Below are 24,347 nucleotides of genomic sequence, written 5' to 3'. Positions count from 1 at the left end.
AGTACCTTTGTACAGAAACTATCTGCCTCTGGGGCAGGAATGCACGGCTGTGTCCTGAGTGTGAAAGCATTGTTGTTCGTGGGTTTCACGGGTTGCAGAGGGTGTCGGCAGCCTTGTAGCCTTGCCCTTTTCCATCGAACTGTATCCATGTCCAGTTACCCGCCTTCGATTCTCTATATCCATGGCTTCAACAGCTCGCCGCTCTCGCAGAAGGCCAGCCAACTGATCGGTGCGCTGGATGGCCTTGGCCTGGCCGAGCGTCTGCGGGTGCCGGCGCTGCATCATCATCCGCGCCAGGCCATTGCCCAGCTTGAAGCATGCATTGGCGAACTCGGCCGGCCACTGCTGGTCGGCAGCTCCCTTGGCGGCTACTATGCGACGCACCTCGCCGAGCGCCATGGCCTGAAGGCCTTGCTCATCAATCCGGCCGTGACGCCGCACCGTCGTTTCGACGGTTATCTCGGGCCGCAGACCAATCACTACAGCGGAGAGGTCTGGGAGCTGACCGAGGACCATGTGAGCGCGCTTGCGGAGCTGGAAACGGCGCCGCCAGAAGATGCCGAGCGCTATCAGGTCTGGCTGCAAACCGGCGATGAAACACTGGATTACCGTGATGCGGCGCAGTTTTATCGAGGCTGCGCGTTGCGCATCCAGGCCGGCGGCGACCACGGCTTCCAAGGCTTCGCCGAGCGCCTGCCGGCGCTGATGGCCTTCGCTGGTTTCGATCCGCAGGTGTGGTTGGGGCGGCTCTGAGCGAATGTCGCGCGCGGCTTCGCAGCAGCAACCCTGACGCTGGCTTCCGACCGGGTCGGTAGCGGCCTAGCCGGCGCGATTCGCCGGGTTTTTTCGCGGCTCGCATGGGCCGATTGTTCAAAACATAAGGGACAGTGCCAGACAGATGTCTTATACCGCAGAAGCCATCGAGGTTCTTTCCGGCCTCGATCCGGTGCGCAAGCGCCCGGGCATGTACACCGACACCTCGCGGCCCAATCATCTGGCCCAGGAGGTCATCGACAACAGCGTCGACGAGGCCCTTGCCGGCCATGCGCGCTCGGTCCAGGTGATCCTGCATCAAGACAATTCGCTGGAGGTGATCGACGACGGCCGTGGCATGCCGGTGGATATCCACCCTGAAGAGGGCGTGCCGGGCGTCGAGCTGATCCTCACCAAGCTCCACGCGGGCGGCAAGTTCTCCAACAAGAACTACCAGTTCTCCGGCGGTCTGCACGGCGTCGGCATCTCGGTGGTCAACGCGCTGTCGACCCGGGTCGAAGTGACCGTCAAGCGCGATGGCAGCGAGTACCGCATGAGCTTCGCCGACGGCTTCAAGGCCAGCGACCTGGAAGTCATCGGTAGCGTCGGCAAGCGCAATACGGGTACCAGCGTGCGCTTCTGGGCCGACCCGAAGTACTTCGATTCACCCCGATTCTCCATCAGCCGCCTCAAGCACGTGCTCAAGGCCAAGGCCGTGCTCTGTCCGGGGCTGAACGTCAGCTTCGAGGACAAGGGGGCCGGGGAGAAGGTCGAGTGGTTCTACGAGGACGGCCTGCGCTCGTACCTGGTCGACTCGGTCAGCGAGTACCTGCGCCTGCCCGACGAGCCCTTCGTCGGCACCCTGGCAGGCAATACCGAAGCGGTGGACTGGGCACTGCTGTGGCTGCCCGAGGGCGGCGAGAGCGTCCAGGAAAGCTACGTCAACCTGATCCCGACGGCGCAGGGCGGCACCCACGTCAACGGCCTGCGCCAGGGTTTGCTGGATGCGATGCGCGAGTTCTGCGAGTTCCGCAGTCTGCTGCCGCGCGGGTTGAAGCTGGCACCGGAGGATATCTGGGAGCGTATCGCCTTCGTCCTCTCGATGAAGATGCAGGAACCGCAGTTCTCCGGCCAGACCAAGGAGCGCCTGTCTTCCCGTGAGGCCGCCGCGTTCGTTTCCGGTGTGGTCAAGGACGCCTTCAGCCTGTGGCTCAATGCGCACCCCGAGCTCGGCATGCAGTTGGCCGAACTGGCGATCAGCAATGCCGGACGTCGGCTCAAGGCCGGCAAGAAGGTCGAGCGCAAGAAGGTTACCCAGGGGCCTGCGCTGCCGGGCAAGCTGGCCGACTGCGCCGGGCAGGACCCGATGCGCGCCGAGCTTTTTCTGGTCGAGGGTGACTCGGCCGGCGGCTCGGCCAAGCAGGCGCGGGACAAGGAGTTCCAGGCGATCATGCCGCTGCGCGGAAAGATCCTGAATACCTGGGAGGTCGATGGCGGCGAGGTGCTCGCCAGCCAGGAGGTCCACGATATCGCGGTGGCCATTGGCGTCGATCCGGGTGCTGCCGATCTCGCTCAACTGCGTTACGGCAAGATCTGCATCCTCGCCGATGCCGACTCCGACGGCCTGCACATCGCCACGCTGCTGTGCGCCCTGTTCGTCCAGCATTTCCGCCCGCTGGTGGAAGCCGGGCACGTCTATGTCGCCATGCCGCCGCTGTACCGCATCGACCTGGGCAAGGACATCTTCTACGCGCTCGACGAGGCCGAGCGCGACGGCATTCTCGAGCGACTGGTCGCCGAAAAGCGCCGCGGCAAGCCGCAGGTCACGCGATTCAAGGGCCTCGGTGAAATGAACCCGCCGCAACTGCGCGAAACCACCATGGACCCCAACACACGGCGGCTGGTGCAGCTGACCCTGGACGATTTGGAGGGCACCCGCGAGATCATGGACATGCTGCTGGCCAAGAAGCGCGCCGGCGACCGCAAGAGCTGGCTCGAGTCCAAGGGTAACCTGGCCGAGGTGCTGGTTTGATCCGTCGCTGGCTGGCCCTGCTGGGCCTGGCCGCAACCCCGCTCTGGGCCAGCGAACCGGCGCCCGAGCTGGAGCTGCTTGAAGAACATGCGGTGCAGGGCATGGCGGGCGGCAACCTGTCCGGAATGGCCTGGTGCGGAGAGGCCCTGTGGGCGGTGTCCGATCGCGAGGACAGCGTGCTCTATCGCCTGGACAGCAGCGTTTCGCCCTGGCAGGCGCAGCCCGAACGCTTCGAGGCCGGTCCGCCGCCGGACAGCGGTCTGCCCTGGGGCATGCGCATGCGTACCCGGCTCAGTGGCCATGTGCGTGGTGGGCACCTCGACTTCGAAGGCCTCGCTTGCGACAGCCTGGGTAACCGCTACGTGGTCAGTGAGGCCCATGCCGCCGTGCTGCGGGTGAGCCCGGCAGGCACCGCGCAATGGCTGCGCCTGCCCGGCTCGCTGGTTCGCCAGGCGCGGGCCAGTGGCATGCTCTGGCATTTCAATGCGCTGTTCGAGGGGATCGCCGTCGACCCGAAGGCCGAGCGCATGTGGCTGGCCGCAGAGCGTGAGCGCCGTGGACTGCTGGTGCTGCACCGTAAACAGACCAGCTGGCAATGCACGGGCGGCTGCGTGTTGTTGGCCCAGGGTGGCTATCAGCAACCGCCGGAGGCGTTGGGTGATACGCCGCTGCCGCGCAGTTTCTCGGCGGTGGCCTTCTTCGCCGACCGGCTGTTCGTGCTGGAGCCTTCGGCTTACCGCGTCTGTCGTCGCCACCCGGCCACCGGCGAGGTCGAGCGCTGCTGGTCGTTCGCCGCCGCGGCATTGACCGAAGAGCGCCGCTATGCCGAGCCCTACGGCAACGCCGAGGCGCTGTGGATCGATGAGAAAGGCGCCTGGATCGGCGTCGACAACAATGGCAAGGCGCGCGGCGATGGCGAGAAACGTCCGGTCGTCTGGCGCTTTGCCGCCCCTGCCGGTGGCTGGAGTGCGAAGCCGTGAGCCAGACGGCCGGGCGTCGCGCCGGGCGCGTGATGCTGGTGCTGGCCTGGGGGGTTGGCCTGTTCCTGGCCACCCGTTTCTTCGCCGCCTGGGAGGAGGACCGCCTCAACCCCAATCGCCAGCCGGTTTCCCAGCTGCAGGGCGAGCAGATCGAAGTGCAGCTGGCCGGCAACGCCCAGGGACATTTCGTCGCCAGCGGACGCATCAACGGCGAGCCGGTGACCTTTCTCCTCGACACGGGCGCCACCGATGTCGCCGTGCCCGCTGAGCTGGCCGAGCGACTGGGCCTGGAACGCGGCGCCCCGATCATGCTGCATACCGCCAACGGCCAGACCACCGGTTATCGCACCGTGCTGGCAAGCCTCAACCTCGGCGACATCCTTCTGCACGACGTTCGCGCCATCGTCGCGCCAGGCTTTCGCAGCGAACAGGTGCTGCTCGGCATGAGTGCCCTGAAACAACTTGAATTCACCCAGCGCGCCGGCACCCTGGTGCTGCGCCAGCATGTAACGGATCGACCATGAGCGAATCCCTCGACCTGAGCCTGGACGGCGTGGAGCGTCGCTCCCTCGCCGATTTCACCGAACAGGCCTATCTCAACTATTCCATGTACGTGATCATGGATCGCGCACTGCCGCATATCGGGGATGGCCTGAAGCCGGTGCAGCGGCGGATCATCTACGCCATGAGCGAACTCGGCCTGAACGCCGATGCCAAGCACAAGAAGTCGGCGCGTACCGTCGGTGACGTGCTCGGCAAGTTCCACCCGCACGGCGACAGCGCCTGTTACGAGGCCATGGTGCTGATGGCGCAGCCGTTCAGCTACCGCTACACGCTGGTCGACGGCCAGGGCAACTGGGGCGCGCCGGACGATCCCAAGTCCTTCGCCGCGATGCGCTACACCGAGGCGCGCCTGTCGCGTTATTCCGAGGTGCTGCTCAGCGAGCTGGGCCAGGGCACGGTGGACTGGGTGCCGAACTTCGACGGCACCCTCGACGAACCGGCGACCTTGCCGGCACGCCTGCCCAACCTGCTGCTCAATGGCACCACCGGCATCGCCGTGGGCATGGCCACCGACGTGCCGCCGCACAACCTGCGCGAAGTGGCGAGCGCCTGCGTGCGCCTGCTCGACGAGCCGAGCGCCAGCGTCGAGCAGCTCTGCGAGCACGTACAGGGACCGGACTTTCCGACCGAGGCGGAGATCGTCACGCCGCGCGCCGACCTGCTGAAGATCTACGAAACCGGCCGTGGCTCGGTGCGCATGCGTGCGGTGTACCGGGTCGAGGACGGCGACGTCGTGGTCACCGCGCTGCCGCATCAGGTGTCCGGGTCGAAGGTGCTGGAGCAGATCGCCGGGCAGATGCAGGCCAAGAAGCTGCCGATGGTGGCCGACCTGCGCGATGAGTCGGACCACGAGAACCCGTGCCGCATCGTCATCATTCCGCGCTCCAACCGGGTCGATGTGGAGGCGCTGATGCAGCACCTGTTCGCCACCACCGATCTCGAATCCAGCTACCGGGTCAACGCCAACGTCATCGGCCTCGACGGCCGGCCGCAGGTGAAGAACCTGCGCACCCTGCTCAGCGAGTGGCTGACCTACCGCATCGGCACCGTGCGCCGGCGCCTGCAGTTCCGCCTGGACAAGGTCGAGCGGCGCCTGCACCTGTTGGAAGGCTTGCTGGTGGCCTTCCTCAATCTCGATGAAGTGATCCACATCATCCGCACCGAAGACCAGCCGAAGCCGGTGCTGATGGCGCGCTTCGAGCTGTCCGAACTGCAGGCCGACTACATCCTCGACACCCGCTTGCGTCAGCTGGCGCGGCTGGAAGAGATGAAGATCCGCGGCGAGCAGGACGAGCTGGCCAAGGAGCGCGAGAAGCTGCTGGCGTTGCTGGGCAGCGAAAGCAAGCTGAAGAAGCTGGTGCGCAAGGAGCTGATCGAGGACGCGGAAACCTACGGCGATGCTCGCCGTTCGCCGATCGTCGAGCGTGCCGAGGCGCGGGCCCTGTCGGAAAACGAGCTGCTGCCGTCCGAACCGGTGACCGTGGTGATCTCCGATAAAGGCTGGGCGCGCTGTGCCAAGGGCCATGATGTCGATGCCGGCGGACTGTCCTACAAGGCTGGCGATGGCTTCAAGGCCGCTGCAACAGGGCGCTCGAACCAATATGCGGTGTTCATCGATTCCAGCGGGCGCAGTTATTCGCTGGCGGCGCACTCGCTGCCGTCCGCGCGCGGCCAGGGCGAACCGCTGACCGGCCGGCTGACGCCGCCGCCGGGGGCCAGCTTCGAATGCGTGCTGTTGCCCGATGACGAGGCGCTCTACGTGATCGCCTCGGATGCGGGCTACGGCTTCGTCGTCAAGGGCGAGGATCTGCAGGCCAAGAACAAGGCGGGCAAGGCGCTGCTTTCCCTGCCGGCCGGTGCCCGGGTCGTCTCGCCACGACCACTGGCCAGCCGTGACGATGACTGGCTGGCCGCCGTGACCACCGAAGGCCGCCTGCTGGTGTTCCCGGTGCGCGATCTGCCGCAGTTGGGCAAGGGCAAGGGCAACAAGATCATCGGTATCCCCGGTGACCGCGTCGCCAGCCGCGAGGAGTACCTGGTCGATCTCGCAGTGTTGCCGGCCGGCGCCACGCTGGTGTTGCAGGCCGGCAAGCGCACGCTGTCGCTCAAGGCCGAAGACCTGGAGCACTACAAGGGCGAGCGCGGCCGGCGTGGCAACAAGCTGCCGCGCGGCTTCCAGCGTGTCGAAGGCTTGCTGGTCGAAGCATGACGATATGCATTGGTGCTGGAATCGACGGCCGGATTCACGGAAGATAGCGGCCTTTCCAGCCTGCGGCGTTTTGCCCGGTGCGTTGTTTTGCATCGGTGGAATCGATTGTCCGGCGCGGCTTATGCGCGAGGCATTGGCGACCTGACTGTGGTGTTATGACGGTAATGAAGAACTTGCTGCGTGTTCCGACTGTGTTGTTGCTGGCCAGTATTGGCCTGACAGGCTGCATCGGCCTGCAGCCGGCACCCATGTATCGGCTGGACAGCGGTACCTCCGAGCTTCCCGAGCGAACCGATGGCACGGCCGTGTTGCTGGCCCCGGTCAGCCTGGCCGACTACCTGCAGCGTGACGCATTGCTCCAGCGCCTGGCCGACGGCAGCCTGGCCGCCGACGATCAGCAGGCCCGCTGGGCGGGCAACCTGAAAGGCGACATCGAGCAGTTGCTGCTGCGCCAGCTGGCCTGGCGCCTGGATACCCAGAGACTGATGCTGGGCCCGGTCGAAGAGGGTTTCGTGCCGGAGGTACAGATCGAGTTGAGCATTTCGCGCCTGGATTCCGGCCCTCAATATCCCGCCGTGCTCGAAGCGCAGTGGCGCCTGCGGGACAAGGCAGGCAAGCACCTGGGTAGCCGTCTGGTACGTCTGAAGGAGCAGCACCAGGGCACTACGGCGGATCAGGTACGCGCGCAGAGCCTGCTGCTGCAGCGGCTGAGCGGGATGGTGGCCGAAGCGGTCGAGCCGGCCCTTGTCGCGAAGACTCAACCCAGGCGTGCGCCGGCCAGGCCGAAGACCAAGTCTGCCGAGGTCCAGGTGCCGCGAATCCCTGCTGCCGAGCCCATTCGTACCGATATGGAAGTTTTCCGCTTCTGACGGAGCCCGACGCCGCTGATGGCGGGTCGCAGGCCCGGCTGCCGGCGCAGGGCGCAACCCGCGCGGTCTGCGCACGCGATGTCGCTCAGCGGATGATGATCGTTCGCTCGGCGGGGACGCCAATGACCTTTATGGATAACGACCGGCCTGTAGAACCCTGGCCTCCCGCGCCGGTGTGCTGCGTCAGCCCGCGTGGCTGCGCAGCTCGTGCATGCGTGCAAGCTGACGTTCCAGCAGCGAGGGATACGGATCCAGCAGGCGTTCTACGCAGCAGGCGCCTTCCGGGCTGGCGATCGGGCGGATGCGAGCGCGCTGCTGGATCAGCCGGTCCTCGCTGATGCTGCGCTCGACCAGCAGCAGGTTGCGACTGTGCAGCGACATGCCCAGCGCGGCCTGTGCCGGTTCGCTGAGCAACAGGTCGCCCTGACTGAGATCGGACAGGTTTTCGCCCTGAGTCAGGCCCAGCTGTAGTTGCAGTGTGATGCCGCTGTCGGCCACATCGATCTGCAGTGCATGGCCGAGGGCGCGCATCAGCTCGCCACAGCAGATCGCATGGGTGAGGTAGTTCTGCTCGTCGTCCTGGCTGTGGAACAGCATCAGGCTGCTGCCATCGTTGAGCGTGTGCAGCTCGGCCTGGTAGAGCGTGGCGGCCTGTTGCAGGCAGTCACGATAGCGTCGCAGCAGCTCGGTCAGGCGCGCGCGTGGCAGGCGCCGCAACTGCTCCTGATTGCCGAGCTGGATGGCCAGGATGGCACTGCGGGTCGGGCGGGGCGGTGTTGTCGCTGACGGTGAAGACCAGGCAGCGAAGGGCGACGTTTCGCTTGCGAAATCGTCGTCCAGTGTATGCAGGCCGGTATCGCTACCTGAGGATTGGCGTGCCGGCCGCTGTGGCTGGTCGTCCAGTTCGATCTCGAAACGGTCGAAGTGCCCGGCTGCGGGCCGTTCGCTGGGCGCGCGGTCATCGGCCTGATCGAAATAGTCATCGTCCAGCGCGTCGCTCAGGTCCAGCTCGGGCTCGGGCTTTTCCGGAACCAGGCGGGCCTGGAGCTGGCGCGCAAGATCGCCGATCTCGTCCTGACGCCCGGCGCCCGGTGCCGGATCGTCCGGGTCGCGCAGCCATAGGCGCAGCTGCATCAGCGGTGTCGACAACTGCCGGCCCAGACGCATGCTCAGGGTCAGCGTCAAGGCCAGCAGGATCAGGCTGAGCAGTCCCATGCTCTGCAGGCTCATGGTCATCGGCTGCTGGAACTGCTGCATGTCCAGGCTGACACGCAGGTGTCCGGCGATTACTTCCTGGAAGCTGATCGGGGTCGAGTAGAGGCCATTGTCATCGCCGAGCAAGCCCTGCTGCGGGCGCGTGCCGGACTCGGCGAGCACGCGATTGTCCACGCTGTAGATTGCCGCATGGGCAACCAGCGGGCTTTTCACCAGGTTGCTCAGCAGCACGTTGAGGCTGAGGATGTCGTTGGCCACCAGCAGATCGGTGGCCGAGGCGGCCGTCTGGATGACCAGGCTCTGGCCGAGGGCGTCGGCCTGCTGCTCCATGGCATGCTTGAACTGCATACCGATCACCCACGCGTAAATGACCAGCGCCAGTGCCACCAGCAGCAGCGTATGACTGGCGATGCGCAACACCAGCGGCACACGATGCTGGCGCACTGCACGGTAGATCATCAGGAAGAAATTGTCTGGCTTTACGGATGCGGGCCGGTTCACAGAGCGCGGCTCTTCGTCGGAGGAATTGCCGGGCAGTATACGGAAAGCACAGTAGGCGCTGAAGGTCTGCGCTCGCCAACTGACGAATAGCGCGAAATCCATCACAAGCTCCGTGTTAGAGCCTGTCAGGGACCTTCAGGGAGAGCCTCGGTGTTACCCGCGCGGGCGACCGAGCCGGCGGCTTCCAGGCCCTCCTGCGTCTGTATCGCCGCGGGCGCGCGCGGCCCGGGGCTTGAGGTAGAATGCCGGCCTTGATTGCCTGCCATGGGAGCTGCGCCTTGCGCGAAATCGTCCTGATCAACATCACGGGTGAAGACCGCCCGGGCCTGACCGCGGCCATCACCGGCGTACTCGCCCAGGGTGGCGTGAACATTCTCGACATCGGCCAGGCAGTGATCCATGACACCCTGTCGTTCGGCATCCTGATCGAAATCCCCGACAACGAGCGCGCCTCGTCGGTGCTCAAGGACGTGCTGTTCATGGGCTACAAGCACGATCAGCAGGTGCGCTTCACCCCGGTCGCCGAGGCCGACTACCAGCACTGGGTGGCGGGCCAGGGCAAGCCCCGGCATATCGTCACGCTGCTGACGCGCAAGGTCACCGCCGAGCAACTGCAGCGCGTCAGTTCGATCACCGCGAAGTACGGGCTCAACATCGACCATATCGATCGCCTGTCCGGGCGCATGCCGCTGGATATGCCCGAGGAGCTGGGCAAGGGCTGCATCGAGTTCTCGGTGCGCGGCGAGCCGGCCGACACCGCTGCGTTGCGCGCCGAGTTCCTCAGCGTGGCGCAGGAGTTGAATGTCGATATCGCCTTCCAGCGCGATTCGGTCTATCGGCGCAACCGTCGCCTGGCCGTGTTCGACATGGACTCGACGCTGATCGAAGCCGAAGTGATCGACGAGCTGGCCAAGGCGGCCGGTGTCGGCGAGCAGGTATCCGAGATCACCGAGCGTGCGATGCGTGGTGAACTGGACTTCCGCGCCAGCTTCAAGGAGCGCCTGGCGCTGCTCGAAGGCCTGTCGGAGGACGTGCTGGCGGATATCGGCGCCAGCCTGCGGCTGACCGAGGGTGCCGAGGTGCTGTTCGCCGAGCTCAAGCGGCTGGGTTACAAAACGGCGATTCTGTCCGGCGGCTTCAGCTACTTCGCCAAGCAGCTGCAGGCCAAGCTCGGCATCGACTACGTGTTCGCCAACGAACTGCAGATCGAGAATGGCAAGGTGACTGGCGTTGCGGTCGAGCCGATCGTCGATGCGCAGCGCAAGGCCGATCTGTTGCGTCAGCTGGCGGAGCGGGAAGGGCTGTGCCTGGAGCAGACCATCGCCGTTGGCGACGGTGCCAACGACCTGCCGATGCTCGGTCTGGCCGGGCTGGGTGTCGCCTTCCGCGCCAAGCCATTGGTCAAGCAGTCGGCCAAGCAGGCGATTTCCACGCTCGGTCTGGACGGAATCCTTTATCTGCTGGGGTTCCGCGACCGCGAAGGGACGGAGTGAAGCCGACAGGCGCACTGGAGGCTTGAGGCTGGACGGGCAGCCCGCGCCGTCCGGGCCTGTAGGTTGGCTTGAACGCAGCGAAGCCCAACGAGCGGAGCATCAGGCATCGCTTGGGCCGGTTGGGCCTGGCGCTGTACGCCTCAATCCAACCGGTGTTCTACAGCGACCCGTCGCCAGTCGTCGTCAGGGCTTGATCGCCACCTTCAGCACGCCATCACGCTGGTTGGCGAACAGGTCGTAGGCGTCGGTGATGTCGTCGAGCGCATATCGATGCGTGACCAGCGGGCCAAGGTCGACCCGGCCGGAGGCGACCACGCTGAGCAAGCGCCGCATGCGTTCCTTGCCGCCGGGGCAGAGCGAGGTGACGATCCTGTTGTCGCCAAGACCTGCATGGAAGGCCCCGAGTGGGATGGTCAGGTCGCTGGAGTAAACGCCCAGGCTGGACAGCGTGCCGCCCGGCTTGAGTACCCGCAGTGCGTTTTCGAAGGTCGATTGCAGGCCCAGCGCTTCGATCGAGGCGTCGGCGCCCCGGCCGCCGGTGAGCTTGAGCACCTCGTCCACCACATCCAGATTGCGGAAATTGAGCGTGACGTCTGCCCCCATCTGCCGGGCGATGTCCAGGCGCGCATCGACGCCATCCACCGCGATGATGGTTCCCGCGCCACGCAACCTGGCCCCCGCGGTGGCGCAAAGCCCTATGGGGCCCTGGGCGAAGATCACCACGATGTCGCCGATCCTGATATTGGCCGCCTCGGCGCCGGCGAAGCCGGTGGACATGATGTCCGGGCACATCAGCACCTGCTCGTCGGTCAGCCCGTCCGGCACAGGCGCCAGGTTGGCCTGGGCGTCCGGGACCAGCACGTACTCGGCCTGGGTGCCGTCGATGCTGTTGCCGAAGCGCCAGCCGCCCATCGGCTTGTAGCCGTGGCACGCACAACCGCCATCCTGCGACGGCAAGCCATCTTGGCAGGCGTAGGAGGTGAAGCTCGGACAGATGGCGCCGGCGATCACGCGCTGGCCTTCCTGATAGCCTTTGACGTTGCTGCCTAGCTTTTCGATGATGCCGACCGGCTCGTGGCCAATGGTCAGGCCGGGCGCGACCGGATATTCGCCCTTGAGGATGTGTACATCGGTGCCGCAGATGGTTGTCGTGGTGATCCGCAACAGCGCGTCGTTGGGGCCAATCTCGGGGATGGGTTTGTCCTGCAGTTCGATGCGGCCGGGTTCGACGAACACGGCGGCTCTCATCATCGGCATGGTTCGGCTCCTCTCGACAGTGAAGACGTGCTGCGACTCTAGTCCAGCTGCGTGGCGGCTGGATGATCTCGATCAAGCGGAGGGCGGCTTGGTGGTCGCTCGGACAAACGGTCGCCTGGCGGCAGAGATTCGCGCTTATTCCTCGTCGGAGGAGAAGTCGTAGTCCATCGACTGGCTGGGGCCTTGCAGGTAATAGCCCTGGATGTAGTTGACGCCGGCCTGCCAGAGCGTGGCCAGAACCGTGGCGCTTTCCACGAAGGGCACGATGCTCTGTTTCTGCTGCCCGTGCAGATCGCCGAGGAGCGCCTTGAGCACTTCCTGGTTTTCCTGGCGAGCCAGGTCCTGAGTGTAGGAGCCGTCGATCTTGATGAACTCGGCGTCCAGATGCCGGAGCGTATTGAACGGGTTCAGTACGCAGCCGAACTGCGCCAGGGCGACACGACAGCCGAGCCCCGCCAGCCCCTGCGCCAGTGTCTTGGCGGGTTTCAGATAGGCGATGGCATCGGCCTCGCAGAACTGGAAGACCAGCGAGTCAGCCGGTAGTCGCGACGCCTTGAGCACGATGCCGAGCCAGGACAGCAGGCTCGCGTCCTGGATGCTCGATGCGGAAAGGTGCAGGAACAGCCGCGTGCGATGCCCCTTGGCGTGATGCTCGGCGAGTAGCTTGATGGCATTGAGGATCACCCAGCGGTCGATCCTGGTGGCCAGGCCCGCATCGGCGGCGGTACGTAGAAACTCGTTCGGGGAGACTTCCGCTCCCTGCGGGTCGAGCAGGCGCAGGAGGACTTCGTAATGCTCGAAGCTGTCGCCGCGCAGGCTGATGATCGGCTGGAACAGCAGGCGGAAGCTGTTGTGCTCCAGCGCCTGCTTGAGTATGGCGACGATATCGCCGCGGTTCGCCGCCGCGGCCAGTTCGTCGGCCGGGTCGAAGATCTTCAGCGCATTGCCGGCGCGCAACTGGTCGGCACAGTGGTGCGCGCGCTCGATGGCGTCCTGCGCCTTGGCGGTCTTTTCGTCGAGTCCGGCGACGCCGATGCTGAGTGTGGTCTGCACGGTGCGCCCAGCGACGTCGAGCAGGTGGCCTTCGACCCTGCTCAGCAGCTTGCGCAATTGCGGCTCGGCCTGCTGGGGCGTGACGCCGGGTTGCAGCAGGGTGAATACATCGTCGGCGAAACGGGCCAGCTGCGTCTCGCTCGGGAAGTGGCCGCGCAGCAGCGTGGCCAGCTGGCTGAGCAACTGGTCGGAGTCGCTCAGGCCGATATCGGCCTGCAGCGCCGCGAAACGGTCGACGCGGATGTAGGCCAGGGTTGCGCTCTGTCCGGCGTTGACCGCGCGTTCGACCGCGGCGTCCATCACTTCGAGGAAGCTGTTGCGGTTGAGCAGGCCGGTCACCGGGTCCTGGCTGCTGATCTCACGCAGCTTCTGCAATTCGGCATTGTCCTGCTCGGCGCGTATCACCACCTGGATGCAGGGTTCGCCATCATAGGCGGCTGGCGAGAAGTGCATGCGCGTCTTCAGCGTTTCGCCGTCGGCGCGGACGCCGGCGCAGGCCAGTTCGGCGATGCCCTCGAGGGTCTGGTAGTTCTTCAGGAAGGTCTTGAAGCGACTCTGATCGGCACTGCCGATCAGGTCGATCATCGGCATGCCTTCGAGGTCGTCCGCGTTTTCGTAGCCGAACAGTTCGCGGTAGGCGCGATTGGCGTAAATGTGCATACCGTCGTGCACATAGGCGATGGCATCTACCGAGCTGTCGAGCAGCAGTTGGCAACGCTTTTCCGCCTCACGCAGGGCGACTTCCGCCGATCGCCGTGTTCGGCGCTCCTCGAGATTGGCCAGCTCGCGTTTGGCCACCAGCAGCAGCCATTCGTCCTCGCCTTGCGGCAGCGCGTCCTGAGCGCCGAGCATCAGTGCTTCGGTAATCGCTTCAGCATCGCTGCCAGCGGTCAGCTGGATGATCGGAATATCCTTGGCCTGGCGGTGAATGGCGCTAATAGCTTCGCTGGGGTCGAGGTGTTCGCTGTGCGGCGCATTGATCAGCAAATCCCAGGTCTGTTTCAGCGCCTCAGCCAGGTCGTCGCTGGAGGTGAGCCGATGCACGCGGGTCGCCTGCCCGGCATTGCGGAACAGGCTGACCAGGCGCTCGGCTTCATTCTGCGAGTCTTCGAGAATCAGCAGGCGGATGGTTTTCTTTTGCAGGGCCATGGTCAGGGGCGATTGCCGTTTCGTCGCGTGTTGCGTTGCCGGCGCGTAACCCGAGGGGCCGGGCCCGGTTTCGCGCAGTGCTGTGTCAGATGTCGTTCTGCTGGAATGATGACCAAGTCTCTCTCCTCAAGCCTTGCTCCGCGCAAAGACAGCTGCGGCGCGGCCGTGAACGAAACGGCTACACAGCCTGCCGCTTGGATGCGTGCCAGGACGGCGCAGGGCTGGCAGGAATGCGACTCGGCAATCTACAGCGACTTCCAGAGCGAGTCAAAATCTTCATCCCGGCCGGTCGCGTGGCTTTGCCAGCCTGTGACCGGGGGCTCCCGCTCCGGCGAAAGCTGGCCGAGCGAGCGGTATTCGAACTGGTTGTAGTTGCCTGTACTGGACTGCCGTCGGTTCAGGATCGCGCGCTGCTCCTGGCCATTCTGCTTGATCAGCACCTTGTGCCCTTCCTGGAAGGGAAGGCGCGGTGCGATCAGCATTGCCGGCTGGGACAGGGTGGCGATCTCCGGCAATAGCAATGCCCGGAGATATTCGCTGCCCTGGTCGACCTTGCGCAGCAGGCGCAGGCCACAGGGATGAGCCTGAGGGGCGATCAACTGGACGCCTATCTGGGTCGTGCCGCCGCGGACCTGGCGAATCCAGCGCACCAATGCAATGCTCCAGATTTGCGCGCTGCCATCGCGCAGGCCCAGCAGTTCGCCGGTTTGCAGCAGGTTCGGTACTTCGCCGTCCCAGGCCAGGCAATAGCCGCCAGGGCTGTGATCGACCAGCTTGGCCTGGTAGACCGGATGGCTTTCCGCACTGGATGATCTGTTCGCCGAGCCCGCACTCGGGGCGTTCGCTCTGGTCGTGGCGGCGCGTGTGCGGATAGGGCTGACGAATTCGATGTGGTCGTGGCTGGGCAGTCGTTCGGTCGCGTTGCTTTGCGCATCGAAGGCCGCCGCCCAGACATCGGCTGCGCCGTTGTGCAGTTTGAAAACCGCGCGGTTCGAGTCGGGTCGTTCCAGCACTTCGTTGAACGGACGCTGGCCGGCCAGCTGGTAGTGCAGTGCGGTCATGCCGATGCAAAGGGCGATCGAGCCCTGGGTCGGGGTGCGCTGGAAGCTGCGCTCGGAGATCGCGCCCCAGGCCGAACTCAGATGACGCAGCAGGTCGTCATCAAGGCCCGTCGCCGCGGGGAGGCGTGTGCGCGGGCGATTGTCTGGGGCCAGGCGCAGATGCTCCTCGATGACGTCGACCAGCGGCCGGGTATCGATGCCGAGCAGGCTCGGCTGTTGCCCATCGGCAAACAGCGAGCGATAGCGTGGCGGGCCATCGACCGTCGGCGAGAACAGCAGCAGGCTGCTGGCAACGCTGCCGCCCTGTAGCTGGGCCATGCCGCTCCAGGCCTCCAGGGCCGCGGCAAGCCTGGCGATGCTCTGCTGGCGCAGCTGGTTGCAACGGGCGCAACCGAGCAGCAACGAGGCGACGTAGCTCTGCTCCGCGCTCTGGCCCTGCCCGTGTTGCGCCAGCGGATCGCCGATCATGAGACGCTCGACACTCTGCTCGACCGCCAGTTGATACAACTGGTGCAGTTCGAGCCAGAGTCCCGGTGCCGGCGGTCCGTAGAGTTGTGTGGAGCGGACCAGCAACGCGCCGAGGCTGTGAATGGCGCGCTGCAGTGCGATGGATAACAGCTGGTGGCGGTCGCGGCTGGGCTGGGATGCCACGCGTATGACGATCAGTTTGTAGCCGACGGCCAGATGGTTCTGCAGTGCCTGGCACAGGCCGGCGACCTTGCGCGGGCGTTCGGCGAGCACGATGGACTGATTGATATAGTGCTTTTCCAGCTGTTTGCAGACGAAGTACACGTCCGGGCGCAACAGCTCCAGCATTTGCAGCCTGGTTTCCGATGCGACGCGAAGCTGGTTGAGCTCGATCAGGGCCTGATAGAGCTGGCGCGCGGTTTCGCCAATATTGGCTTTCGGCAACCCGGCGAGCCAGGCGGTCACAGCGGGTACGCTGGCCTCGCAGAAGGACAGGCTCTGCCGAGTCGGTGCGGGTGCGCGCAACAGCAGATGCTGGCTCTGTCTATCCAAAACGGGTGGCTCCGCTGCGGCTCAGGGCATAGATGACGAGACTCTATCAATATCTGCCGCAGTGGGCAGGACTAAATGATGGCTTGGTGATATTAGCCGACATTCGGCGCCTGATGGCTACCGAATGTCGCAGCTGTGCTGTCAGAGCGGGTCGAGCGGCGCGCTGGCCAGCGGATTCGACGCGGCCTGTCCCAGCGCCTGACCCATGCACACGGGACTCAGTGGACCCAGTTGCTCGGCCCAGCGCACCTGTTCCGGGCCGAACAGCAGAATCACCGTCGATCCCAGCTTGAAGCGGCCCATTTCCGCGCCTTTTTCCAGATGAATGGGCGCGCGGGCGGCTTCGTCGTAGCGGAACGTCTTGAGGTTGCGCTTGGGCGGTGTGACCAGCCCGGCCCAGACGGTCTCGATGCTGGCGACGATCATCGCGCCAACCAGCACCATGGCCATCGGTCCGTGCTCGGTGTCGAACAGGCAGACCACCCGCTCGTTGCGCGCGAATAGCTCCGGCACTCCCTTTGCGGTCACGGTGTTGACCGAGAATATCCGCCCTGGCACGTAGACCATTTCCCGCAACGTGCCGCTGACCGGCATGTGCACGCGGTGGTAGTCCTTAGGGGACAGGTAGACCGTGGCGAAGGCGCCGCCCATGAACGGCGCGGCCCGCTCATGATCACCGCCGAGCAGTTCCATGGCGCTGAAGCTGTGGCCCTTGGCCTGGAAGATGCGGCCCTGTTCGATGCGGCCCAGCTGGCTGATGGCGCCGTCGCAGGGATTGAGGATGGCCCCCGGGGTTGTGTCCAGCGGGCGCGCACCCTCCTTCAGCGCCCGGGTGAAGAAGGCATTGAAGTGCTCGTAGCTGGTTGGCTCTTCGCTCGACGCTTCATGCATGTCGACCTGGAAGTGGCGCACGAACCATTTGATGAAGGTGTTCTTCAGCCACGGCAGGCGGCATTCGGCCAGGCAGCCGGCCAGGCGCGAAATGAGGTGATGCGGCAGCACGTACTGGCTGATGACGAACAGGCGGTCTTTCATGTTGGTCCTTTTCATTGCTGCACCGGGGTGTCAGGCAGGTTGCCCCATTCGGCCCAAGAGCCGGCGTAGCCCTTGATGCGCGGGTAGCCCAGCGCCTTGGCCAGGAGATAGGTGAGGCCGGAACGGTGGTGGGTCTGGCAGTGGGTGATGACTTCCTTTTCCGGCACGATGCCCAGTGCCAGCAGTCGCTCGGCGATGTCTTCGCGGATGCGCAGGGCGCGTGCGGGGTCCATGGCGGCGGTCCACTCGAAGTTGATCGCGCCGGGAATATGGCCAGCGCGGGCGGCGAAGCTCTTTTCGCCTCGGTACTCGGCCGGCGAGCGGGCATCCCAGATCACCAGGTCATCTGCGCCGAGGCGTCCTTCGATGTATGCACGGGTTGCCGTGGGAGCATCGTCCAATGCCAGGCTTGGCTGGCCGGAGGCGGCCTCGGGGACTCGTTGCGTAAGCGGTCGCCCTTCATCCAGCCAGGCATGCAGGCCACCGTTGAGGTAGTGGTACCGATGATGGCCGATGACATCCAGCAGCCAGATGAAACGTCCTGCCCAGCCGCCACCTTCGTCGTCATACACCACATAGACCGCCTCGGAGCGATGCCCCAGTGCGCCGAACAGCCGTTCCAGCTGTGCAACGTCCGGGAGCAGGCCGGGGGCCGGCGGCTGGCCGAGTTGCGTCTGTTTGGGATCGACGAAGCGAGCACCGGGCAGATGGCCCTCGGCATAGCGCGCGGCGCTGGTCAGATCGACCAGGATCAGTTCCGGTGCATCGAGGCGAGTAGCCAGATCGGCAGGCTCGATCACCAGCGGCAGGTTGGAAAAGGCAGACACGGCAGGCCTCGACAAATCGTAGAAGGGGCGAAGTCTAGCGAAAAAGATCAGGCCCCGCGCCTGCTGAAAAGGCTCAGGGCGCGCTCGATGTACTGCGATGTTTTAGTGAATGTTTGCAGCGCCGTCTCGGATAGGGGCGCGCCGTTCTGATCGGCCACTATCAGCATCAGCACCCGGCCATCGACGCCCAGTGAGCGCAGCAACAGGTGCTCTCCGACGAACAGCGTCTTCAGGGCGCCAGGCAGCAGCGCCGAGAACCGCGCCATGTTGCTCGGTTGCAGACGCAGTTGCGCAGGTTTCTCCAGCAGGCGCCGAAGGATCTGGCTCTGTTCCGGGGCCAGGGTCAGGCGTGCGGCATCGTCCGGCAGGCCGCTGCACTGCTGGGCGACCAGGCGGTTCTGCCGGCGGTCGACCAGCATCACCAGCGAACGCTGCATGCCAGCGCAGGTCAGTGCCTGGCTGGCGCCGGCAGTGAGTTGCAGGATGTTGCTGAAGGGCGTGGGGGCAGCGAGCAGGCGCCGGCACTGGTCGCGCCAGGCGGCGAGATCGGCTGCGCTCGGTTCCGCTGCTTCACGCAGGGTCTGGAAACGACTGCCGGTAGGCCATAGCAGGCCCTGAGCCGGATGCCAGAGGTCGCTCGGCCCCAGCTCACGGGCGCTGGTCACGGCCTGCTGATGCACCATCTGCTGCAATTGCCCCAGCGGCACCTGCAGGTACAAGCCCGCCAGTCGTTGCCAGCGCAGGCTGTGCACGCCACTCCAGCTGTGGTGCGCGGACAGCGCCAGGCCGTTGGCCAGAACGATGGTATTGCTCGGCAGCGTCAGCCAGCGACGCAAGTCGGGATCGGCGTCGAGCATCTGCTGCTGGTGCAGCGGGTGCTCGTAGTCACGGGCGATATGCAGGGCCTTGATCAGCCTGCGCCGATCGCCACCGAGCAGGCGGTAGCCCTGCACGATCCAGTCGGGCAGGCGCCAATGCTCGGCGAGCCTGAGGCAGAGCTCCAGCAGGGGTACGCCGAGCAGCTCGCGTTCGACTCGGCTGGCCGGCTCGCCCTTGACCAGGACACGTTGCTCCCAACTGTCAAGCAGGTGCGGATAAACGCAGACCAGCGCCCAGGCGGGCGACAGAAACAGCAGGCTGCCCCAATGGATGTCCTGCCAGAGCCTGGCGAGGCGGGCGGCGAACAGCCCGCTGGCCTGCTGGCTGGCATGCCGGCTGATCAACACCAGTTGGCGCAGCGGCAGCGGTATGTCGGCTGCGTCCTTCGCTGGAATACGCGCCAGCAGGGCTTCGGCACGCTGCAGGCCGATACGGCTGAGTGCGATCTCCAGGCTCTCCGCCGGCTGTGCGTCACCGATCCCGCGGTTGGCTTCCTGTATGAACCGCAGGGCCAGCACCGGGCTGCTCTGGATCAGCTCGGCAATCTGCCGCATCGACCTGTTGCTGTCGCGCAACGCCAGCCGGACTTTGCCGTGAACGGCCGCAAAGGCGGGTAACGGAGCGTCGTCGAGGGCCTTGATCCAGGCGGGTATGGTGCGAGGTAGCGTGGGTGTCGTGGTCATGGCCGAGCTAGCTTTTCATCGGAATGGTCTTTAGTCTGGCGCAAAAGTTCCGATAACCAGAACAATTCTTCCAACATTCATTTTCCAAGGTCGTCTGGCGGCGATTCGGGGTGGTGTTTTGCCCTTGAACCAGGCGGCTCGCAACCAGGTTTCAGACGTACCTCCTATGGTCAAGATAATCGGCATCATCGTCGTCTTCGGCAGCGTGCTGGGCGGATTCATTCTCTCGGGCGGCAAGCTCGGCGCACTCATCCATCCATTCGAGGTGATGATCATCGGCGGTGCGGCACTGGGTGGCTTTCTTCAGGCCAACCCGGGCAGCACCACCAAGGTGGTGTTCAAGAAGTCGTTGAAGATGTTCAGTACGCGCTTCACCCACACTTACTACCTGGAAGTGCTCAGCCTGCTCTATTCGATCCTGAACAAGAGCCGCCGCGAGGGCATGATGGCCATCGAGGCGGACCTGGAAGATCCGGCCGCGAGTCCTTTGTTCAGTAAGTATCCCGGTTTCCTGCAGGACGAGCGGATGACGTCCTTCACCTGCGACTACCTGCGCATCATGTCCTCCGGCAACATGGCGCCGCATGAGCTCGAGGGGCTGTTCGACATGGAGCTGAACAGCCTGAAGGAGGAACTCGAGCACCCCTCCCATGCGGTCAACAAGGTAGCGGACGGCTTGCCGGCGATGGGTATCGTCGCAGCGGTATTGGGCATCGTGATCACCATGTCGATCCTCGCCGAGGCGTCCAACGCCGAGATCGGCGAAAAGGTCGCCACGGCGCTGGTGGGGACTTTCCTCGGTATTCTCGCTTCCTACGGCTTCTTCAGCCCGCTGGCCGCGGCGCTCGAACACGACGCCAAGGAAGAGCTGAACGTCTACGAGGCGATCAAGGCGACGCTGGTGGCTTCGGCATCCGGGATGCCGCCGACCCTGGCCGTGGAATTCGGTCGCAAGGTCCTGTACCCGGCGCATCGACCGAGCTTCGCGGAGCTCGAGCAAGCCATGCGAGGCAGCTAAGGGCTCGCCATGGACAACACTCAACCGATCATCGTCAAGCGGGTCAAGAAGGTCGCGGGCGGCCACCATGGCGGCGCCTGGAAGATCGCCTTTGCCGACTTCGCCACGGCGATGATGGCGTTCTTCCTGGTGATGTGGCTGATGGGCTCGGCCACGCCAGAACAGAAGCGCCTCATCTCCGGCTACTTTCAGGACCCCATCGGTTTCACCGAAAGTGCCAGTCCGCACGTCATCGATCTGGGGGGCACGCCGACGCCCTCGCCGGATCGCACCCTGAACCAGGAGCTGGAGCCGTCACAGAGTCAGGCGCAAGTCGACAGCGACCAGGTGCAAACCCTTGCCGAGCAGATTGAGCGCGAGCGCCTGGACCTGTTGTTGCAGGAGCTGCAGAACAAGGTCGACGAGAATCCCGAGCTGCAGAAGTTCAAGGACCAGATACTCTTCGAAATCACCCAGGACGGCCTGCGCATCCAGATCATGGATGCCGAGAACCGGCCCATGTTCGCCCTGGGCAGCGCCCAGCTGCAGCCCTATTTCGAAGACATACTGCTGGCGCTGGTCGATACCATCGCCGCGGTGCCGAACAAGATCAGCATCAGCGGGCATACCGATGCCAAGCCGTATGCGGGGCGCGGTGATTTCGGCAACTGGGAGCTCTCGGCCGGCCGCGCCAACGCCGCGCGGCGCACGCTGGTGGCTGGTGGCTATCCCGAGGAGCAGATCGCGCGGGTGGTGGGTTACGCGTCATCTGCACTGTTCGACCGCAAGGACCCTTTCAATCCGGTGAACCGCCGCATCGACATCCTGGTGCTGACCAAGAAGGCGCAGCGCTCGATCGAAGGCGAGCAGCCTGATGCCGATGCGACACAGGCGCCGTCGGCTGATCAGGCTGCCCCTGCCGCCGAGGAGCCGCTGCAGCCCGAGCAGCTACGCGAGCGGCTGAACATCTTCGAAGATGGCGCGCTGCAGTTCAATCAGCCCGACGGCAGCTGAGTCGTCGCGTCGGGCTCAGTAGTCCGGCTCCGGCAGGCTGCTGAGAATGTGTCGATAGCTCGCCATCCGTTGCGGCTGGATGCGTCCGTCTTCGAGCGCCTTGAGCAAGGCGCAGCCGGGTTCGCGATCATGCTTGCAGTCGCGGAAGCGGCAATGCCCGAGCAGCTCCTGGAATTCGATGAAGCCCGCTTCCACGTCGGCGCGACTGACATGGCCGAGGCCGAATTCGCGGATGCCGGGAGAGTCGATCAGCTCGCCGCCGCCGGGAAAATGAAAGAGCCGGGCGGTGGTGGTGGTGTGGGTGCCCTTGCCAGTCATCTCCGACAGCGCACCGACGCGGGTATCGACGCCAGGCAGGAGACTGTTCACTAGCGAGGACTTGCCGACCCCGGACTGTCCGACGAAAACGCTGACGTGGCCATCCAGCCGCGCCTTGAGGGCGTCCATGCCGCCACCCGCATGTGCCGAGACTTCCAGCAACGGATAGTCCAGTTGCCGATAGACCTCCAACAGCCGGTTCAGCGCCGCCTCGTTGTGTTTGTCGATGAGATCGGCCTTGTTCAGCAGCAATAGCGGAGTGATGCCGGCGTGTTCCGCGGCGATCAGGTAGCGGTCGATCAGATTGGCGTGCGGCTCGGGTAGCGGGGCAAAGACGATCACGATCAGATCGACGTTCGCCGCCACCGGCTTGAGCTGGCCGCGCATGTCCGGCCGGCACAGCTCCGAATGCCTCGGCAACTGCGCGACGATGACGCCGATGCCCTGATTGCCCGGGCGCCAGACCACACGGTCGCCGGTGACCAGCGCCGGCAGGTTGGCGCGCAGGTGGCAGCGAAATACCTGCCCGCTCTGCTCGCCCTCCAGCGCCTCGACCTCGACCTGCACGCCGAAGTGAGCAATGACCAGGCCGGTCTGCTCCGGGCCGAGATCACCGCCTTCGAGCTCTTCGAGGGCGCGACTCTCGCGCCGCGCGGCGCGGACGGCGCGCTCTTCCTGGATTTTCTCGATGCGCCAGCTCTGCCGGCGGTTGAGTTGCCGTTTGGCCATGGATTCGGGCTGTCTCTGAGGTTGGTGAGCGAGTCTAGCATGCTGCACCCTGGCGGCTCCGGCCTGTATGGCGCAGAAGCTGGCGGTTAGACTGGGCGCCCGTCGTCTGCTGATTGCCGGTCATGCCCGTCACTGCCTTCACCCGCCTGCCCATCCTGAGGGCGCTGCTCGCCCAGTTGCTGGCGCTGGCAATCGCCTGGCTGCTGTTGTTCTGCCTGGCCTCGACCCTCGGGGTGCGGGTAGGCCTCGTCGGGCTGACGCTGATGCAAGGTTGCATCGCCGCACTACTGGGTGCGCGCTTCGGCTTGTCCGCCTGGTGGTTGCCCATCAACCTGGCATTCGTGCCCGGACTGGTTGTGCTACAGGGCCTGGCCGTGCCCGGCTGGCTTCCCTTGGGCGGTTTCGCGTTGTTGCTGCTGCTGAACTGGAATGCATTCACCGAACGGGTGCCGCTCTATCTGACGGGGCGAGAGGCGGAGCAGCAATTGCGTGCCCGGCTGGCCTCGCTTCCGCGCAGCTTCCGCTACATCGATCTGGGCAGCGGTCTGGCCGGCACGCTGTCGCGGCTGGCACGGGACTATCCGGCGGCGCAGTTCGTCGGCGTGGAAACCGCGCCGCTGACATTCGCCCTGTCCTGGCTGCGTTGTCTGCCACGGCGCAATTGTCATATTCGCCTGCTCAGCCTGTGGCGCGTCGATCTCGGCGAATACGATGTGGTGTACTGCTTCCTTTCGCCGGCACCCATGGGCGCCTTGTGGGGAAAGGCGCAAGCCGAGATGCGGCCGGGTGCGCTGCTGATCAGCAACAGTTTCGCGGTACCCGGCGTTGAGCCGGCCGAAGTGTTGCCGCTTGCCGACTGGCGCGGCTCGCGCCTGCTGACCTGGTATCCGGGCGGTCCGCCACCTGACGGCGTCGATGCGAGCGGCTAAACTGCGCCGCACAGCCAAGGAGCCCGCCATGCAGAACCCGCAGAACCTGATCTGGATCGACCTGGAAATGACCGGCCTGGATCCGGACAACGACGTCATCATCGAAATGGCGACCATCGTCACCGACAGCCAGCTCAATGTGCTGGCCGAAGGGCCGGTCATCGCGGTGCACCAGAGCGACGAAACGCTCGCCCGCATGGATGAGTGGAATACCCGCCAGCACGGCGGTTCGGGCCTCACCCAGCGCGTGCGCGACAGTCTGATTTCCACCGCCGAGGCGGAACAGCTGACGCTGGCATTCCTCGAACAGTGGGTACCCAAGGGCAAGTCGCCCATCTGCGGGAACAGCATCTGCCAGGATCGCCGTTTCCTTTACCGGCAGATGCCGACGCTGGAGGCGTACTTCCACTACCGCAACCTGGACGTTTCCACGCTCAAGGAACTCGCGGCTCGCTGGGCGCCGCAGATCATGGAGGGCTTCAAGAAGAGCGGCGCGCACCTGGCGCTCGATGACATCCGCGATTCCATCGCCGAGCTGCGGCACTACCGCGAGCACTTCATCAAGGTCTGAAAGCAAGACACCCGCGCATCAGAGCGCCTGACGGGGTCCGATTATCGTAGGGTGGATCACGCCTCACCGAGCCACCGAGCCACCGAGCCAGAGCGTGGTGGATGTGAAAAGCGACATCCACCCTACGTCGCTCGAAAGCAGGTAGCAGCCACGACCCGCCCGCCGCAAATGCTCGCCCCGGTGTTGGGCCTCCCGCAAGAGCGTCGGGT

At 65.1% G+C, this 24,347-nt stretch carries 19 protein-coding genes; 11 read left to right on the top strand and 8 right to left on the bottom strand.

What is annotated here, in order from left to right; translation table 11 throughout:
- The first annotated feature begins 147 nt into the window (after positions 1-147).
- From B597_RS30780 to B597_RS30755, 6 genes are all read left to right on the top strand, one after another.
- On the top strand, positions 148-753 hold the full coding sequence (locus B597_RS30780) for a YqiA/YcfP family alpha/beta fold hydrolase (protein WP_003293844.1): 606 nt from the start codon (positions 148-150) through the stop codon (positions 751-753).
- Positions 754-898: 145 nt separating this feature from the next.
- The gene (gene parE / locus B597_RS30775) at positions 899-2,785 is read left to right on the top strand and encodes a DNA topoisomerase IV subunit B (RefSeq protein WP_003293845.1); all 1,887 of its coding nucleotides are present in this window, start codon (positions 899-901) and stop codon (positions 2,783-2,785) included.
- On the top strand, positions 2,782-3,765 hold the full coding sequence (locus B597_RS30770) for an esterase-like activity of phytase family protein (RefSeq protein ID WP_003293846.1): 984 nt from the start codon (positions 2,782-2,784) through the stop codon (positions 3,763-3,765). Before parE ends, B597_RS30770 begins: the two co-directional genes overlap by 4 nt.
- Entirely contained in the window at positions 3,762-4,289 is a 528-nt protein-coding gene (locus B597_RS30765) for a retropepsin-like aspartic protease family protein (RefSeq protein WP_003293848.1), read from the top strand. Before B597_RS30770 ends, B597_RS30765 begins: the two co-directional genes overlap by 4 nt.
- The gene (gene parC, locus B597_RS30760; protein WP_003293849.1) at positions 4,286-6,538 is read left to right on the top strand and encodes a DNA topoisomerase IV subunit A; all 2,253 of its coding nucleotides are present in this window, start codon (positions 4,286-4,288) and stop codon (positions 6,536-6,538) included. Before B597_RS30765 ends, parC begins: the two co-directional genes overlap by 4 nt.
- A 164-nt stretch (positions 6,539-6,702) precedes the next feature.
- Positions 6,703-7,407 carry a PqiC family protein gene (locus B597_RS30755; protein ID WP_003293851.1) on the top strand — a complete coding sequence of 235 codons (705 nt, stop codon included), beginning with the start codon at positions 6,703-6,705 and terminating at the stop codon, positions 7,405-7,407.
- 183 nt (positions 7,408-7,590) lie between these two features.
- Here the strand turns inward: B597_RS30755 and B597_RS30750 are convergent, their stop codons facing one another.
- Complete coding sequence (locus tag B597_RS30750; protein ID WP_003293852.1) at positions 7,591-9,123, bottom strand: AhpA/YtjB family protein; 1,533 nt, start codon at positions 9,121-9,123, stop codon at positions 7,591-7,593.
- Between the two features lie 278 nt (positions 9,124-9,401).
- Here B597_RS30750 and serB point away from each other — a divergent pair, with 278 nt between their 5' ends.
- Positions 9,402-10,616 carry a phosphoserine phosphatase SerB gene (gene serB, locus B597_RS30745; protein ID WP_003293853.1) on the top strand — a complete coding sequence of 405 codons (1,215 nt, stop codon included), beginning with the start codon at positions 9,402-9,404 and terminating at the stop codon, positions 10,614-10,616.
- A gap of 183 nt (positions 10,617-10,799) precedes the next feature.
- On the opposite strand, the gene B597_RS30740 is transcribed toward serB, so the two are convergent.
- From B597_RS30740 to B597_RS30715, 6 genes are all read right to left on the bottom strand, one after another.
- On the bottom strand, positions 10,800-11,873 hold the full coding sequence (locus B597_RS30740; protein ID WP_003293855.1) for an NAD(P)-dependent alcohol dehydrogenase: 1,074 nt from the start codon (positions 11,871-11,873) through the stop codon (positions 10,800-10,802).
- Positions 11,874-12,008: 135 nt separating this feature from the next.
- Positions 12,009-14,075, bottom strand: a complete 2,067-nt coding sequence (locus tag B597_RS30735; RefSeq protein ID WP_003293857.1) for a GGDEF/EAL domain-containing response regulator — start codon at positions 14,073-14,075, stop codon at positions 12,009-12,011.
- A 245-nt stretch (positions 14,076-14,320) separates the two neighbouring features.
- Positions 14,321-16,156, bottom strand: coding sequence for a hypothetical protein (locus tag B597_RS30730; RefSeq protein ID WP_003293859.1), 1,836 nt, complete (start codon positions 16,154-16,156; stop codon positions 14,321-14,323).
- A 141-nt stretch (positions 16,157-16,297) separates the two neighbouring features.
- Complete coding sequence (gene asd, locus B597_RS30725) at positions 16,298-17,191, bottom strand: archaetidylserine decarboxylase (RefSeq protein ID WP_024161814.1); 894 nt, start codon at positions 17,189-17,191, stop codon at positions 16,298-16,300.
- Positions 17,192-17,202: 11 nt separating this feature from the next.
- Positions 17,203-18,018 (bottom strand): rhodanese-like domain-containing protein, encoded by an 816-nt coding sequence (locus B597_RS30720; RefSeq protein ID WP_024161813.1) that lies wholly within the window; start codon positions 18,016-18,018, stop codon positions 17,203-17,205.
- Positions 18,019-18,065: 47 nt separating this feature from the next.
- Positions 18,066-19,580 (bottom strand): HDOD domain-containing protein, encoded by a 1,515-nt coding sequence (locus tag B597_RS30715; protein WP_031323296.1) that lies wholly within the window; start codon positions 19,578-19,580, stop codon positions 18,066-18,068.
- A gap of 166 nt (positions 19,581-19,746) precedes the next feature.
- On the opposite strand from B597_RS30715, the gene motA reads away from it, so the two are divergent.
- Together motA and motB are read left to right on the top strand one after the other, a co-directional pair.
- The gene (gene motA, locus B597_RS30710) at positions 19,747-20,598 is read left to right on the top strand and encodes a flagellar motor stator protein MotA (protein WP_003293863.1); all 852 of its coding nucleotides are present in this window, start codon (positions 19,747-19,749) and stop codon (positions 20,596-20,598) included.
- Between the two features lie 9 nt (positions 20,599-20,607).
- Positions 20,608-21,591 (top strand): flagellar motor protein MotB, encoded by a 984-nt coding sequence (gene motB, locus B597_RS30705; RefSeq protein ID WP_003293864.1) that lies wholly within the window; start codon positions 20,608-20,610, stop codon positions 21,589-21,591.
- Between the two features lie 15 nt (positions 21,592-21,606).
- On the opposite strand, the gene rsgA is transcribed toward motB, so the two are convergent.
- Complete coding sequence (gene rsgA, locus B597_RS30700) at positions 21,607-22,638, bottom strand: small ribosomal subunit biogenesis GTPase RsgA (RefSeq protein WP_003293865.1); 1,032 nt, start codon at positions 22,636-22,638, stop codon at positions 21,607-21,609.
- A gap of 122 nt (positions 22,639-22,760) precedes the next feature.
- Between rsgA and B597_RS30695 the strand changes: the two genes are divergently transcribed.
- Both B597_RS30695 and orn read left to right on the top strand, forming a co-directional pair.
- The gene (locus tag B597_RS30695) at positions 22,761-23,567 is read left to right on the top strand and encodes a hypothetical protein (protein WP_003293867.1); all 807 of its coding nucleotides are present in this window, start codon (positions 22,761-22,763) and stop codon (positions 23,565-23,567) included.
- A 28-nt stretch (positions 23,568-23,595) separates the two neighbouring features.
- The gene (gene orn, locus B597_RS30690; RefSeq protein ID WP_003293868.1) at positions 23,596-24,138 is read left to right on the top strand and encodes an oligoribonuclease; all 543 of its coding nucleotides are present in this window, start codon (positions 23,596-23,598) and stop codon (positions 24,136-24,138) included.
- Positions 24,139-24,347 lie beyond the last annotated feature (209 nt).

It is taken from the genome of Stutzerimonas stutzeri KOS6, from assembly GCF_000307775.2.
GTDB classification, from domain to species: Bacteria; Pseudomonadota; Gammaproteobacteria; order Pseudomonadales; family Pseudomonadaceae; genus Stutzerimonas; species Stutzerimonas stutzeri_B.
The sequence above is the reverse complement of the archived record's forward strand: the minus strand, read 5'-3'. Positions and strand labels throughout refer to the sequence as shown.

Bases quoted from the DNA above. Each gene is read 5' to 3' on its own strand.
- motA (WP_003293863.1), top strand. From the start codon at position 19,747: ATGGTCAAGATAATCGGCATCATCGTCGTCTTCGGCAGCGTGCTGGGC.
- motB (WP_003293864.1), top strand. From the start codon at position 20,608: ATGGACAACACTCAACCGATCATCGTCAAGCGGGTCAAGAAGGTCGCG.
- B597_RS30755 (WP_003293851.1), top strand. From the start codon at position 6,703: ATGAAGAACTTGCTGCGTGTTCCGACTGTGTTGTTGCTGGCCAGTATT.
- B597_RS30735 (WP_003293857.1), bottom strand. From the start codon at position 14,075: ATGGCCCTGCAAAAGAAAACCATCCGCCTGCTGATTCTCGAAGACTCG.
- parE (WP_003293845.1), top strand. From the start codon at position 899: ATGTCTTATACCGCAGAAGCCATCGAGGTTCTTTCCGGCCTCGATCCG.
- B597_RS30695 (WP_003293867.1), top strand. From the start codon at position 22,761: ATGCCCGTCACTGCCTTCACCCGCCTGCCCATCCTGAGGGCGCTGCTC.
- B597_RS30715 (WP_031323296.1), bottom strand. From the start codon at position 19,580: ATGACCACGACACCCACGCTACCTCGCACCATACCCGCCTGGATCAAG.
- rsgA (WP_003293865.1), bottom strand. From the start codon at position 22,638: ATGGCCAAACGGCAACTCAACCGCCGGCAGAGCTGGCGCATCGAGAAA.
- orn (WP_003293868.1), top strand. From the start codon at position 23,596: ATGCAGAACCCGCAGAACCTGATCTGGATCGACCTGGAAATGACCGGC.
- asd (WP_024161814.1), bottom strand. From the start codon at position 17,191: ATGAAAGACCGCCTGTTCGTCATCAGCCAGTACGTGCTGCCGCATCAC.
- B597_RS30780 (WP_003293844.1), top strand. From the start codon at position 148: ATGTCCAGTTACCCGCCTTCGATTCTCTATATCCATGGCTTCAACAGC.
- B597_RS30740 (WP_003293855.1), bottom strand. From the start codon at position 11,873: ATGCCGATGATGAGAGCCGCCGTGTTCGTCGAACCCGGCCGCATCGAA.
- parC (WP_003293849.1), top strand. From the start codon at position 4,286: ATGAGCGAATCCCTCGACCTGAGCCTGGACGGCGTGGAGCGTCGCTCC.